The 12,684-nt window shown below is 38.2% G+C and carries 14 protein-coding genes; 7 read left to right on the plus strand and 7 right to left on the minus strand.

The features are described from left to right. The first annotated feature begins 19 nt into the window (after window positions 1-19). Together CBF29_RS10795 and CBF29_RS10800 are read left to right on the plus strand one after the other, a co-directional pair. On the plus strand, window positions 20-1,282 hold the full coding sequence (locus CBF29_RS10795) for a BaiN/RdsA family NAD(P)/FAD-dependent oxidoreductase (RefSeq protein ID WP_126809739.1): 1,263 nt from the start codon (window positions 20-22) through the stop codon (window positions 1,280-1,282). A 197-nt stretch (window positions 1,283-1,479) separates the two neighbouring features. Further along, on the plus strand, window positions 1,480-2,115 hold the full coding sequence (locus CBF29_RS10800) for a pentapeptide repeat-containing protein (RefSeq protein ID WP_126809740.1): 636 nt from the start codon (window positions 1,480-1,482) through the stop codon (window positions 2,113-2,115). Window positions 2,116-2,287: 172 nt separating this feature from the next. On the opposite strand, the gene ybaK is transcribed toward CBF29_RS10800, so the two are convergent. Genes ybaK through CBF29_RS10815 form a run of 3 tightly spaced genes read right to left on the minus strand, consistent with a single transcriptional unit; the run spans window position 2,288 to window position 4,740 of the window. Beyond that, window positions 2,288-2,779 (minus strand): Cys-tRNA(Pro) deacylase, encoded by a 492-nt coding sequence (ybaK, locus tag CBF29_RS10805; RefSeq protein WP_126809741.1) that lies wholly within the window; start codon window positions 2,777-2,779, stop codon window positions 2,288-2,290. Window positions 2,780-2,791: 12 nt separating this feature from the next. Continuing rightward, entirely contained in the window at window positions 2,792-3,538 is a 747-nt protein-coding gene (gene aroD / locus CBF29_RS10810; protein ID WP_126809742.1) for a type I 3-dehydroquinate dehydratase, read from the minus strand. A gap of 17 nt (window positions 3,539-3,555) precedes the next feature. Next, a complete protein-coding gene (locus CBF29_RS10815; protein WP_126809743.1) occupies window positions 3,556-4,740 on the minus strand; it encodes a class I SAM-dependent rRNA methyltransferase in 1,185 nt (394 codons plus the stop codon). A gap of 209 nt (window positions 4,741-4,949) precedes the next feature. Between CBF29_RS10815 and CBF29_RS10820 the strand changes: the two genes are divergently transcribed. The 5 genes from CBF29_RS10820 (at window position 4,950) to CBF29_RS10840 (ending at window position 8,855) form a co-directional block, all read left to right on the plus strand. Beyond that, window positions 4,950-7,079, plus strand: a complete 2,130-nt coding sequence (locus CBF29_RS10820; protein WP_126809744.1) for an LTA synthase family protein — start codon at window positions 4,950-4,952, stop codon at window positions 7,077-7,079. Window positions 7,080-7,439: 360 nt separating this feature from the next. Beyond that, complete coding sequence (locus tag CBF29_RS10825) at window positions 7,440-8,033, plus strand: TetR/AcrR family transcriptional regulator (RefSeq protein ID WP_170170053.1); 594 nt, start codon at window positions 7,440-7,442, stop codon at window positions 8,031-8,033. Between the two features lie 15 nt (window positions 8,034-8,048). Then, window positions 8,049-8,270, plus strand: a complete 222-nt coding sequence (locus CBF29_RS10830) for a hypothetical protein (RefSeq protein WP_126809746.1) — start codon at window positions 8,049-8,051, stop codon at window positions 8,268-8,270. Window positions 8,271-8,359: 89 nt separating this feature from the next. Continuing rightward, window positions 8,360-8,608 (plus strand): hypothetical protein, encoded by a 249-nt coding sequence (locus CBF29_RS10835; protein ID WP_126809747.1) that lies wholly within the window; start codon window positions 8,360-8,362, stop codon window positions 8,606-8,608. A 67-nt stretch (window positions 8,609-8,675) separates the two neighbouring features. Further along, a complete protein-coding gene (locus tag CBF29_RS10840; protein WP_126809753.1) occupies window positions 8,676-8,855 on the plus strand; it encodes a cysteine-rich KTR domain-containing protein in 180 nt (59 codons plus the stop codon). 248 nt (window positions 8,856-9,103) lie between these two features. Here the strand turns inward: CBF29_RS10840 and CBF29_RS10845 are convergent, their stop codons facing one another. The 4 genes from CBF29_RS10845 to CBF29_RS10860 form a co-directional block, all read right to left on the minus strand. After that, window positions 9,104-9,265, minus strand: coding sequence for a hypothetical protein (locus CBF29_RS10845; protein WP_211334284.1), 162 nt, complete (start codon window positions 9,263-9,265; stop codon window positions 9,104-9,106). Between the two features lie 463 nt (window positions 9,266-9,728). Next, on the minus strand, window positions 9,729-10,358 hold the full coding sequence (locus tag CBF29_RS10850) for a Spy0128 family protein (RefSeq protein WP_170170055.1): 630 nt from the start codon (window positions 10,356-10,358) through the stop codon (window positions 9,729-9,731). A 23-nt stretch (window positions 10,359-10,381) separates the two neighbouring features. Further along, complete coding sequence (gene srtB, locus CBF29_RS10855; protein WP_126809749.1) at window positions 10,382-11,287, minus strand: class B sortase; 906 nt, start codon at window positions 11,285-11,287, stop codon at window positions 10,382-10,384. 41 nt (window positions 11,288-11,328) lie between these two features. After that, entirely contained in the window at window positions 11,329-12,531 is a 1,203-nt protein-coding gene (locus CBF29_RS10860; protein ID WP_126809750.1) for a DUF7601 domain-containing protein, read from the minus strand. Window positions 12,532-12,684 lie beyond the last annotated feature (153 nt).

Here is a 12,684-nt window from a genome sequence, read left to right on the forward strand (position 1 = left end):
TAGAATTGGAGGTTATCAAATGTCTATAGATGTGATTGTAGTTGGTGCTGGCACTAGTGGGATGATGGCAGCCATCTCCGCTGCTGCTCATGGTGCCGAAGTTTTGTTAGTCGAAAAAAATAACCGGTTAGGAAAAAAATTATTACTGACAGGGGGCGGACGATGTAATGTCACAAATAACCGTCCTACAGAAGAAATCATCCGTTATATTCCCGGCAATGGGAAGTTTTTATACAGTGCATTTTCTCAATTCGATAATTTTGATATTATTCGCTTTTTTGAAGAACGGGAGATTCCCTTAAAAGAAGAAGATCATGGCAGAATGTTTCCTGTCAGTAATCGTTCAAGAACAATTGTTGACGCCCTACATCGGGAGCTTGAAAGATTAAACGTAAAAATATTGACAGACAGTCCCGTCAAAAAATTATTGAAAAATGAGCACAAAGTTCTTGGAATCCGATTAGAAAACGGGAAAGAATTTATTGCTCCCTGCACGATTATCGCCACAGGAGGAATGTCCTATCCATACACAGGGTCTACCGGCATTGGTTACACCTTGGCAAAAAGTGTCGGTCATAAGATTACTCCTTTGTTTGCCACTGAATCTCCGATTAAGTTAAATGACTCTTTTGTTAAAAATAAAACACTGCAAGGTCTGTCTCTCCAAGATGTGACGTTATCCGTATTAAATTCAGCGGGTAAACCTGTGGTCAGTCATCAAATGGATGTTTTATTCACTCATTTTGGTGTTTCCGGCCCAGCAGCCTTACGATGCAGTATGTTTGTCAATCAGGAACTTGAAAAGAGTGATGAAGTTTCACTTACCTTGGATGCTATGCCGCAAAAATCTATGGAGGAACTCGAGGTGATTTTGTGCCATGCTAAAGAGTCATCCGGTAATAAATCAATCAAGAACGCACTAAAAGGTCTCCTTCCTGATCGTTATCTGACTTTTTTATTACAGCAGGCAGAGATTGACTTAACAATGCCCTTTAAACAAGTAAGTCAAACGCAAATGGACGATCTTGCTGGTTTAGTCAAATCTTTTCAGATGACGGCAGTTGCCACCTATCCTATCGAGAAATCCTTTGTGACCGGCGGCGGTGTCCATCTCAAAGAAATCGACCCTCGCATGCTGAAAAGCAAACTGATTGACGGACTCTTTTTTGTGGGCGAATTGCTTGATATCAACGGCTACACTGGAGGATATAATATCACTGCCGCATTTGTTACAGGATATGTGGCAGGAAAACACGCTGCCGAAACTGCCGGTTTCTTCTGAAATGACCTTAGTTGAACCCGCTGATTTCGCTGAGTTTCCAGAGTAAATATCAGAAAATTTCAGTTTCTTTTCAAAATAATTCCTTGGGATAATGATAAATAAACTCAACAAAGCCAGTTTCTCCACATAGAAACATTTTTCAGCATTTCCTCTGCTATACTGGTAATAAACGTAAAATAATTTTAGGAGAAAATGTAATGAAAAAACCTGTGTTACCTAAGCTACCTTCAAATTTAACCGCTGAACCTTCCTTCCAGATAGAAGAAGGTGAGTTTTATCAACAGCTGCTGATTGAAAATCAAACCTATCATAATTTGGAAGCAACTCACGTCATTTTGAAAGATTCTAAATTGGTCAAAGTTTCGCTCAACAATAGTTACTTGCATCATCTAGAGATGAAGAATATTGTTTGTGATCACTGCGACTTTTCCAACGCAGAATTTCTCTACGGCTCTTTTCACCAAGTTCATTTTAAAAATACGAAACTTACAGGTGCCAATTTTGCTGAAAGTTATTTTCAAGACTGCACTTTTGAAAATTGTTTGTTGGATTTTTCTTCCTTTAATTACTCCAAATTTAAAATTGTTTCTTTTGTGGAGTGTTCTATCAAAGATAGTGAGTTTTCAGAACTAGATTGGCAGCATCTAACTTTAGATAAATGTCAACTGGACAATACTAACTGGTTTCATACAAAGTTAAAAGGACTAAATCTTGCGTCTTGCGACTTTGAAAAAATCGCCTTTAGTCAAGAAAAAATCGCTGGACTCATCGTCAACCAAGAACAAGCGCTGTTGATTGCTTTGGCACTAGGCATCGTTTTAGAAGAAAAATAAAAATCAGAAGGGAAGTTTTGGCTTCTCTTCTGATTTTCAATTAATGAACTTTTTCATTTTAGTCCATAGCAAATCCCCCTAGATAAATTACTCCTGTTTGTGAGCACCTTATCTAGGGGGATTTATTGTAAAAATGGTTTTTCTTCATCAAAATCTTAATATTCTGAATCCTCTAGCCTTGAACGATATCCGCAACATGAGCCCCCACAACTTTTTTTAAGTCTTGCGGGTTCAAAGACATTTGCAAACCTCTTTTTCCAGCGGACACATAGACAACCTCAAGTGTTTCAGCAGATTGGTGGAGATATGTTGGAAACTGTTTCTTCATGCCTAGGGGCGAGCAGCCGCCGCGAATATAGCCGGTCACCGTCTCCAGCTCTTTAAGAGGAAGCATCTCAACTTTTTTATTGCCGCTGGCTTTGGCCAGTTTTTTTAAATCCAGCTCGTGGTTGCTGGGGATAACAGCCACCAGATAGCCTGTTTTGTTGCCTACTGCGACTAAGGTTTTAAAAATATTCTCTGCCGGAATACCTAAGCGTTCGGCAACGTCTCCAGCAGTTAGATGCTGGGTGTCATCGATTTCAAAACTTTGTTCTTGATGACTGATTTTTTTCTGTTCTAATAAACGTAATGCATTGGTCTTCACTTGTTTTTTCTTTGCCATAGTTTTTCATTCCTAATCGATTGCAGTAATTAGATGTGCCAATTCTTCCACAGGGATTTGTCCCGGTGCCGATGCTCCTGATAAGCTGGCGAAGGTCATTTCCGACCCGAAGTGATGTCCAATCAGGCGACTGACTTTGCCAATATCTCCCATTGATATGCAGACTAATGGTTGAAAGTAGATGGCTTGCGCCTGTTCAGAAACTGTCAACACTCTCAAGACATCGAAATTATCATTTGGCATGACAGCAATTTTAAAAATATCCCCCTGAGATTCTTTCATGCGGGCAAATATTCCCAATAAATCATCAGCTTCCGGTGTTTCTTCAAAATTATGATAGGAAACTAACACGAGATACTCTTTTTCGTGGGCTGATTGAATTAAAGTGGAGCGGTCTTCGACTGTCATTAATTGAATGTCGAGAATATCCGCCAGTTCTGTCTCCATAACCGTGTGGTAAAGATGTTCATAGTCACTGAGCGAGACAGCCTTATCGCCGCCCTCTTCAGCCGTTCTGAAAGTGAATAACAACGGCTTGTCTTTGATAATTTCACGTAATTTTTCCAGCACGGCAGTTAAGGTCTCGGGAGTTAAGTCATCATCAAAAAAATCCGCCCGCCATTCAATCACATCTGCCTTAGATTCCACTGCTACTTGTGCTTGCTCATAGATTGATTCTTGAGTTCTTCCTATTATAGGAACACAAATCAAAGGCTTTCCTTCAAACCCATCTTGCTCTAACCCTAATAACTCTCTCATTCACAGCCCCTCCAACTCTAATTTTTCAACCGATAAATCAATACCTTTAAATAATTCCCTTCCGGAAAATCCTTTGAAACTTTAAAATCTGCTGGCAAACGGTGGGTTTCTAACAATTCGAAAGTCCGTCCAGCGGCTCTCAATCCCTTTTCGACCAGACTGACAAATTTTCCATAGTCCAGATTGGCAACATTGGTCGATGCCAGCAATAAACCATTTTCCCTTATCAAACTAGCTGCGTCGTCTACAAGTTCACCATAGTTTTGACTCACAGAAAAAGTTCTTTTCTTATTTCTGGCAAACCCCGGCGGATCCAATATGACCAAGTCAAAGGAAATGTTTTTTCTTTTGGCATAACGAAAATAATCGAAGGTATCCATCACGATGATGTCATGATTAGTTAAGGACAATTGATTCACTTCAAACATTTCTTCTGTTTTTGGCCGGCTTCGTTTGGCTAAATCCACGCTGACGGTGCTCTTGGCACCTCCCAATGCTACTGCAACAGAAAAAGCACCGGTATAGCTGAATGTATTTAACACATCCAGTCCCTTAGCCATGCCATCAATCAATCGTCCGCGAACTTCTTTCTGATCTAAAAAAATCCCAGTCATCATACCTTCGTTTAAATAGGTAGCAAATACTGCACCGTTCTCTTTAATCAACAGTGGTTCTGGGGCAATCTCTCCATAAATGTGCTGAGTCTCAGGCAAACCTTTACTTTCAAAACGATTTTTTTCATACATCCCTCGACATTCGGGAAATACAGCTAAAAAACTGTCCATGATGAGATTTTTAAAGAAATAAATACTCTCATTGTACCAAGTAACTAAAACGAACTCACCATACGCATCCATTGTGACTCCGCCTATCCCGTCACCTTCCCCATTAAACAACCGATAAGCCGTCGTTTCTTCATCTTGAAGAAATGCCCCTCGGTTACGTTTGGCTTCTTCAAAAACATTTTTAAAAAAGTCTTCATTCAATGGAACATGTTCATTTCTGCTGAGAATCCAGCCAATCCCTTTATTTTGTCTTCCTATATAACCGGTCCCTAAGTACTCATTATTTTTCGTCGTAAACGAAACCCATTGTTTTGTTTTTTTCTCATCTCCTGCATTGAGCAAATCCTTTGCCACAATCAGCGGGTAGCCTTTGCGAAATTTTTCAACACTTCGGGAACAAATCTTTACTTTTTCCATCAATCATTTACCTTTCTTGGTCTTTCATGAGAATATTCTAGCACACTTTCCCCCTCTTGAAAGTTATTATTGGAAATTATCCTACTGCTAAAGTATGATTTATCCTACAATAAATTGACTTTATCATGGGTTCGCTGTAAAATACTAACGATAGCTTGATGCGACTTAACGTTTTTCGTTGAGTTCAGTCATCAGAAAGGATGTTACAAATGAAAAAATCTTATACTCCAAGCTGGATCAATAAGAGAATGGGATTTTTCTGTTTGCTTACGATTTTATTTTGGGCTAAAACTATATTTGCTTATTTATTCGACTTTAATTTGGGCATTGAGAGCCCTCAACAGTACTTTATTTTGTTTATCAACCCATTAGCAACGACCATTTTCATTCTGTCCATCGCGCTTTATGTAAAAAATAAAAAGCGTGCCTACTGGACAACAATGATTTTATACAGCCTGATTACTTTGCTGTTATTTGCAAATGTGGTCTACTATCGTGAGTTTACAGATTTTATCACCATCAATACCATGCTGGGAGCTGGAAAAGTTGCCTCCGGTTTAGGTGAAAGTGCCGTACGACTTTTCAGACCTTATGATTTGCTTTATATTGCCGACATCGTCATCATAAGCTGTCTGTTAGGATTTAAAAAAATCAAAATGGAAGAACAATACGTCCGTAGCAGATATGCTTTTGCGGTCACGTCATTATCACTCTTGATTTTTTCCATCAACTTGACCTTGGCAGAAGCAGATCGCCCAGAGTTGCTGAAACGGACCTTCTCTAAAGACTATATCGTCAAGTATTTAGGTCTGAATGTATTTACCGCCTATGACGGTGTACAAACGTATCAGACCAACCAAATTCGTGCACAAGCAAGTGAAAACGACTTGGTTGATGTCGAAAATTACGTCAAAGAACATAGGGTGCCAGCAAATGAAAAAATGTTTGGTATCGCTAAAGACCGAAACGTAATCTACGTTCATCTGGAGAGTCTGCAACAATTTGTCATTGATTATAAATTGGTTGATGAAGAAGGGGTAGAACATGAAGTCACACCTTTTCTAAACAGTTTATTCCATGACAAACAAACTTATAGTTTTGACAACTCGTTCCATCAAGTCGCCTCTGGGAAAACCAGTGACTCAGAAACATTATTAGAAAATTCATTTTTCGGTTTAGATCAAGGACCATTGTTTACTCAATTAGGAAGCAAAAACACCTTCCAAGCGGCACCAAATATTCTGGCACAGGAAGCCGGCTATACTTCAGCAGTCTTCCACGGAAACGGCGGGACATTCTGGAATCGTAACGAAACATATAAAAACCTTGGTTATGACTACTTTTTTGATGCTAATTACTATGATGTTAATGATGATAATTCGTTCCAATATGGACTACACGACAAACCGTTTTTCCAACAGTCCATTCAGTACCTTGAACATTTGCAACAACCATTTTATACTAAGATGATTGCTGTATCGAACCACTATCCTTATTCTGAAATGGAAGGGGAAGAAGGTGGTTTCCCACTGGCTGATACAAAAGATACGACGATTAATGGCTACTTTGCCACAGCCAACTATCTGGATCAAGCGGTGGAACAATTCTTTAACTATCTAAAGGCTTCCGGTCTCTATGAAAATTCATTGATTGTACTTTACGGAGACCACTACGGAATTTCTGATTCCCGTAACCCTGATTTGGCAGATCTGCTTGAAGGCAAATCCAAAGAGACATGGGATAGCTTCGATGATGCACAGATGCAACGTGTCCCATTGATGTTCCATATCCCCGGTCAGTCTGACGGGACAGTGAATCATACCTTCGGCGGTCAAGTTGACGTCTTGCCGACCTTGCTGCATTTGTTGGGAATAGATAACTCTAAATACATGATGCTCGGTCAAGATTTATTTTCCAACGAAAATGAGCAAATCGTAGCTTTCCGTAACGGGAATTTCATGACACCTGAGTATACAGTCGTTGGAGAAAATATCTACCGTAATGCTACAGAATCAGTGGTTTTTGAGACTACGGAAGAAGAACAGCTGAAAATAGATGAGCTAAGAGAAAAAGTTTCCCGGCAACTGGCCATCTCAGATGCGTTGACTAACGGCGATTTGTTACGCTACTACACAAACAGCGGACTCAAAGAAATAAACGTCGACGACTTTGATTACAAAAATCAAATGGAAAAAATGCTGAAAATAGAAAAAGAAAAAGGCGATAAGTCTACCAGCCTTTACTCTAAAAAGGATAATAAGTCTACTGTTGATTTGTATGAGATGAAAACTTATCATGAGCTTCACCCAGAAGCAGTGAACGAAGAAAATGCTGACTAGACTTGCAAAAAATATTAAGACATAAGATTATTGGTTCTAAAATATAAAGTGTTGATGAGAAATCTGCATAAGATTTTTCTCAACACTTTTTTGTTTTCCCTCATTTATAATTGTTATCAGCCACCAGTCATCTTCGAAAAAAATCCTCATTAACTACGCAATAAAAATTTTACTACCAAAAATGATACTCAAACTAATTTAAACACTAAGAGAGTTCGAACTCACAACATACTTGAAGACCTATAAGTTAAAATCAGGCAATCTCTATTGACAACCGGAACATATGATTGTAAAATCAAGTTATGAATATATTAAATGAATATTCATATAATATATTTCTTTAGGAAAGGAGGATTATTTTTGGCTAGCACCCGTAAAAACTTCACATCGGAAGATAAGGAGAAACTAAAAGAAACATTGCGTGAGATATGCTGCGCATTTTGGGTCGAGCGAGGCTACAAAGAAACGAGTATAAGTGAGTTTTGTAAAAGTGCTAATATCTCCACTGGTACTTTTTACAATCTTTACGCGTCTAAGGAAGAGTTATTCCTTGAAACGTTAAAAGAAGTTCAGAGTATCGTCAATGAAAAGTTTATTGAAGATGTCAAACAAGTGCCTTCGAAAAAAGGGTTTGTGGAGGCAATCGAAAATTTGTATTCTGAGTACGAAAGCAAACCTTTTTTATACGACAGCAAAACGGTGGATTTTCTAGCATTTTATAATAAGCTGTCAAGGGAAGATAAAGCACAGCTGGAAAATGATAATAGTGATTATTTCCGACAGGCGATTGCTTATGCCAACTTAAAGCTTAAATGCTCTGAAGAAATTGCCTTTTCCGTTTTTAGTATTTTATTATCAACGGTGTCGTCTAAGGATATGCTATCTAAATCATGTGATTTCAAAAATGCCTTTCAATTTATGGTTTATCATCTGATAAACCACATCTTTATTTAAAAAGGAGGAAAACAAATGAAAAGTTTATTTTTTGCCATTATAGAAATGCTAAAGAAAACTGCACCCGTATCAATTGTTACCAATATCGTATTGGGGTGTGTTTTATTCTTCGTAGGACTATGGCTGCTTAAAAATCATCCCACAAAAAAAACAATGTATTCAGCTTGCTTTATCATCTCCGGGCTTTTAGTTGTTGGTGCGGTGTCTACAAGCGTTGTCAGCTATTTGATTTTTTAAAGTCGTAACTACTCAGCTTTTCTATTTGGAAAATAATTACCTGTTGTTGATTTTTATCATTAGTTTTGAAAAAGAAAGGAAGAATGATGATGATTTTACGAATGTTTGATGTGATGGATTCGGCTTGTGAAAAAGCAAATGATACACTGGGGAGCTCAATCAGATTTCCTAGACCGAGCAAACGACATTTAAAACACACACAAGTTTTAAACGTGACCACAGGGGTGGCATGTATTATGGTCGGAATGGTCACGCCTTATAAAAAAGTAGCTTTATTGGGCGGATTAAGCTTGTTAGGCGCCGGCTTTGTAGGTTCTCAACTAAAACACTTTGATTAAATCCACAGATACCTGATGACTAGAGCATATCAAATTTAGTAGGAGGAAAGCACTCGTGAGTGAAGCTATGACTTGGCTATATTGTCCAACCTGTCAAAACAAAACAAGAAATAAAATTCGATTAGATACAGAGCTTAAAAACTTTCCGCTTTACTGTCCAAAATGTAAGCGGGAAAACTTGATCTGTCTGAAAAAACTTAAACTAACTGTTATGAAAGAGCCGGACGCTAAGACGCAGAGCCAATAACTTTCAAGATTTGATTCTTGTCATGTTGTTGGCTCTTTTTATCTGCAACGAATCATGTCAGCCAAGTAATAGCCCACCTGCTTAAATTTTTATCACAGCAAAGAGATGGGTATCGTCACTAACTAAAAATTCCTACGAGCTTGGAAAAGACTTATTTATAGAATAAGAAATCCCAATAAACAAGTTTAAGTCAGACAAACCAACACTGTTTAATAGAGAAACTTTTTATTCCGTAAAATGTTGGCTGATTAAGAATAATCAATTTCCACATCTACTGCCGACACCAGTTGATATAATGCGCCTAGCAGATTAGAAGAGTTACGAAAAGCACAAGCTTCAATTTCTACTGGCGCAAAGGTCTTCTGGAACAATGGACTCTCATCTCTAAGCAACTGATGCTGTTCTGTCATTTGGTAATTATCCGGAAACGGACTGCTTTCACTAAAAGAAAGAACTTTTCCTGAAGAAACATATAGAAACTACTACACAATCCTACACCTTTCGTTACTCCAATAGCGTAACAGAAAATGTTCAATAATAAATTCAAACTCATTAAACTCTTTTCTTTTTGCTGCCAAAATTTTTATCATTTACGCAATAGAATCTGTAGCATACAGGAATTTATTTAAAAACAAATATCACAACAGCTTCTTCACCGATGAGTCGATTTCTATTCATTTTCCAGTCCCATCAACATCCACTGACAAAGAACCAAAATAGACCAGTAAAAGATAAACACCCTCACTGGTCTACTTATATTATTTAGTTTTCTCTTATCAATCCCATTTGAAGAAGAGCAATTTTTCTTTAGCCCAGCCATTAAGACAGTCTTGACTTCATCGTAAATCAGTGTTCGATTTAGTGGAAATAAGTCTAACTTTCTGAACTAGTTTTGAAAATATGCTTGTAAGCTAATATCAAGCCTCCACACCAGAAAATAACTAACCCGATCACTAATAAAAAGAATGCTCTCTCTTCACCAGTTTGCGGCAATTTCCCATCTTTATCTGGCAGACCTGCAACTTTGTCCCCTTTAAACGTGTTAAAAAAAGATAATTCCTTTACTTTATAACCGGTGCCGTCCTTAGCAATCATCAGAGCTTGCAGGTCACGATTCCTATCGTAAGAAACCGTTACCTCAATCGTCAAATGTCTGCGGTCATAAGTATAACCTTTTATCAGCTTGTCAGGAAGGACTTGAAAAAGCTCGTACTGATAAACACCCGGTTCAGTAAATGACAGCACCATACTATGGGAAGTAGAGCCGGTCAATTCAAATTCATTCGTATATTGGCTATCCGGTACCGATGATGAGTCTTTTAGTGCCTTAAGTTGGTATAAAAATGTTTGCTCAACCCCTTGAACATCTGATTCAAAAACTTGTTGAACTGAAAATGTCACACTTGCATTGCTTTGTGCCTCAACTTTTTCAGGAGTCAGCATTATTCCAAAAGCTATCAAATAAAACAAGACAAACATTTTTAATTTTATCTGCTTCGTCATTTTCACCATCCTTCCAATGACTCTTATCGACGTTTTTTCTTCAATTTCATGATTAAAAGCAACAGTCCTAGCAGGAGCAAGAAAAGCAGCACCATTAGCAACCATCCGTGTTTTTCCCACTGGAATAAACCCGAAATAAAGTTTTTCTTATGAACCGTTTTTTCTGCTTCTTGGAAAGTGTCAGGATAAACCTGATCCACAATGCGGCCGATAAGTATGTGACGACCATTCGTCGAATTTTCCGTACAAGTACTCAAAAGTATCAAACGGTCGTTAATACTGATATCCATCGGACGAGTATACATGGACTTTTGCTGAATCGTCTGCAAATAGGTATTTTTTGCTTCATCACCTGTGACAGGTGTATAAAATATACTGGTATCAAAAGCATCAACTTCCATAAATGCAAAGAACTCGATGCCGTGATCCTTTCCGTCAAAATAGAGATTCCCGTAAGGATGTTTCTCAAAAAAATCTTGATCGAAAAAGAGATCCAAGTCTCCAAACATCGCAGATTTTTCCATGTGGTGTCCATAAACAATCGTATTAAAATCCGAAAAATCTTTGGCATTTTTATAATCCAGAAAAATACTGCCCGCCATACTGTAGTTGCCTTCAACATCCGTTGAAACATATTTTTCATTGTCTTGCGCCTGGACTAGCGGATGGTCTATCTGGGTCCCAAAAACAGAGACCCAGCCAAAAACATCCGAATTAAGCATGGTTAATTCTTCAAAAGATTTACTTTCTTTTTTATCTGGTTTATATACTTCATATTTTTTTGAACTGCCAGTGGCATAGAGTTGTTCAGAATCCCATATAGCATAACTGCTAAACAGGAAGAGCAGCAGGAAGAGCATTAACACGCAAAAGTTAAATCCGTTATCCAAAAGCTTGATACCTGCTCGTAACCACTTATCTCTTTTCATCCTATCACAACCTATACCTTACTTAGTTTTCTTACCACCGATTAAACTTCTCTGCGTTTTTTACTCACTACATAGAAGGCAAATCCGCCAAGGGACACTAACATCAACATGACGTAAGGCATATTTTTCAAAATAACACCTGTTGGCGTCGTTTTATTCCATGTGTTAGTATAAGCAGCTTTATTCTCATTCTCCCCAAGAAGTCCTGATGCCTCGGTAGTACTACTTGGTTCCGTCGCAGGATCACCATTTAAAGTTAAGATATGAGATGGTTTATAGTCCCCATGCTTTGTTTCCACTACTGTCATATTTACACCGGCAGATACACCTTTCAAAGTTGCATTTTGGCCACCTTTTAGAGTAAATTCAACGTCGGTTCCATTAGCTTTAACTTTTATCGGATCTGCTTTTCCATCCACAACCAAATCATACACATCGTCTCCTGCTAAAACACTTTGACCTAAATTGATAGTAAATGTAAATTCATCAGCTGTGTTCTTCAAGTTACCAGCAATTTCTTTAGTAATAACTAAGCTGGCTTCTCCATCAGGACTCCCGGCGTTTTTCGTATAAATGTTAACAAAGTTAAAGCCATTAGCGGCTACAACTTCGTTATCTCCGCCACCTTCGCCTGGATCTATTGGATCTGTTGGTCCTGGGTCTACTTTTCCATCCGGACCTTGAACAGTTCCGCCATCGACTACAGGATTACCTTTATCATCACGGCTGACATAAACACGCAAAGTATACTCTGCTCCATCGTATTTTATTTCTTCGCCTGCTCCTAAAGTATTAGTGTCTGCTTCCTCAGTAATCGTGTACTCATAGACACCAGCAGGTTTGTCTTTAAAATCTAGTAATTTGAAAAGATTATCCGTCTGCTTATAAGTAGTTTTGACGCCGTTTTCCACCGTGCCTTTGTCTGTTCCAGTAAATACTAAATCTGGAATCACAAGAGTTGGTGCTACAACTTTGTCATCTACGACATCAGAGCCGTGGGGCGTAAAGGTCGGTTTATTTTTCTCATCGCCTGGCTCACCGCCTACCTTGAATCTAAATGTAAAAGTCTTGTCTTTCAAATCCACTGAATCTTTATCTGGTGTATGGAACGTTTTTGAAAGGCGAATATCATTTACAGGGGCCTCTCCCTCGTCACCAGGTGCTGCTAAAACTGTTTCTGTTGCAACGAAAGCCAAAGATAACACGCTGGCAAATGCAACAATTTTTCCTAATAATTTTTTCATTTTTTTCTCTCCCTCATATCTTTTATCCTGAATTTTTCATACTTCAACCTTTAAAAGTTTTTCTTCCACTTCTTGTGGTGAAAAGTGGAAGAAAAAATTATTTTTCAACTTAGTAGGATAAAATCTGATAAAAATTTAAGGAAGCTGGATTCT

The sequence above is a fragment of the Vagococcus elongatus genome, assembly GCF_003987645.1.
Taxonomy (GTDB): Bacteria; Bacillota; Bacilli; order Lactobacillales; family Vagococcaceae; genus Vagococcus_A; species Vagococcus_A elongatus.

Bases quoted from the DNA above. Each gene is read 5' to 3' on its own strand.
- CBF29_RS10795 (WP_126809739.1), top strand. From the start codon at position 20: ATGTCTATAGATGTGATTGTAGTTGGTGCTGGCACTAGTGGGATGATG.
- CBF29_RS10800 (WP_126809740.1), top strand. From the start codon at position 1,480: ATGAAAAAACCTGTGTTACCTAAGCTACCTTCAAATTTAACCGCTGAA.
- ybaK (WP_126809741.1), bottom strand. From the start codon at position 2,779: ATGGCAAAGAAAAAACAAGTGAAGACCAATGCATTACGTTTATTAGAA.
- aroD (WP_126809742.1), bottom strand. From the start codon at position 3,538: ATGAGAGAGTTATTAGGGTTAGAGCAAGATGGGTTTGAAGGAAAGCCT.
- CBF29_RS10815 (WP_126809743.1), bottom strand. From the start codon at position 4,740: ATGGAAAAAGTAAAGATTTGTTCCCGAAGTGTTGAAAAATTTCGCAAA.
- CBF29_RS10820 (WP_126809744.1), top strand. From the start codon at position 4,950: ATGAAAAAATCTTATACTCCAAGCTGGATCAATAAGAGAATGGGATTT.
- CBF29_RS10830 (WP_126809746.1), top strand. From the start codon at position 8,049: ATGAAAAGTTTATTTTTTGCCATTATAGAAATGCTAAAGAAAACTGCA.
- CBF29_RS10835 (WP_126809747.1), top strand. From the start codon at position 8,360: ATGATTTTACGAATGTTTGATGTGATGGATTCGGCTTGTGAAAAAGCA.
- CBF29_RS10840 (WP_126809753.1), top strand. From the start codon at position 8,676: ATGACTTGGCTATATTGTCCAACCTGTCAAAACAAAACAAGAAATAAA.
- CBF29_RS10845 (WP_211334284.1), bottom strand. From the start codon at position 9,265: ATGACAGAACAGCATCAGTTGCTTAGAGATGAGAGTCCATTGTTCCAG.
- CBF29_RS10850 (WP_170170055.1), bottom strand. From the start codon at position 10,358: ATGACGAAGCAGATAAAATTAAAAATGTTTGTCTTGTTTTATTTGATA.
- srtB (WP_126809749.1), bottom strand. From the start codon at position 11,287: ATGAAAAGAGATAAGTGGTTACGAGCAGGTATCAAGCTTTTGGATAAC.
- CBF29_RS10860 (WP_126809750.1), bottom strand. From the start codon at position 12,531: ATGAAAAAATTATTAGGAAAAATTGTTGCATTTGCCAGCGTGTTATCT.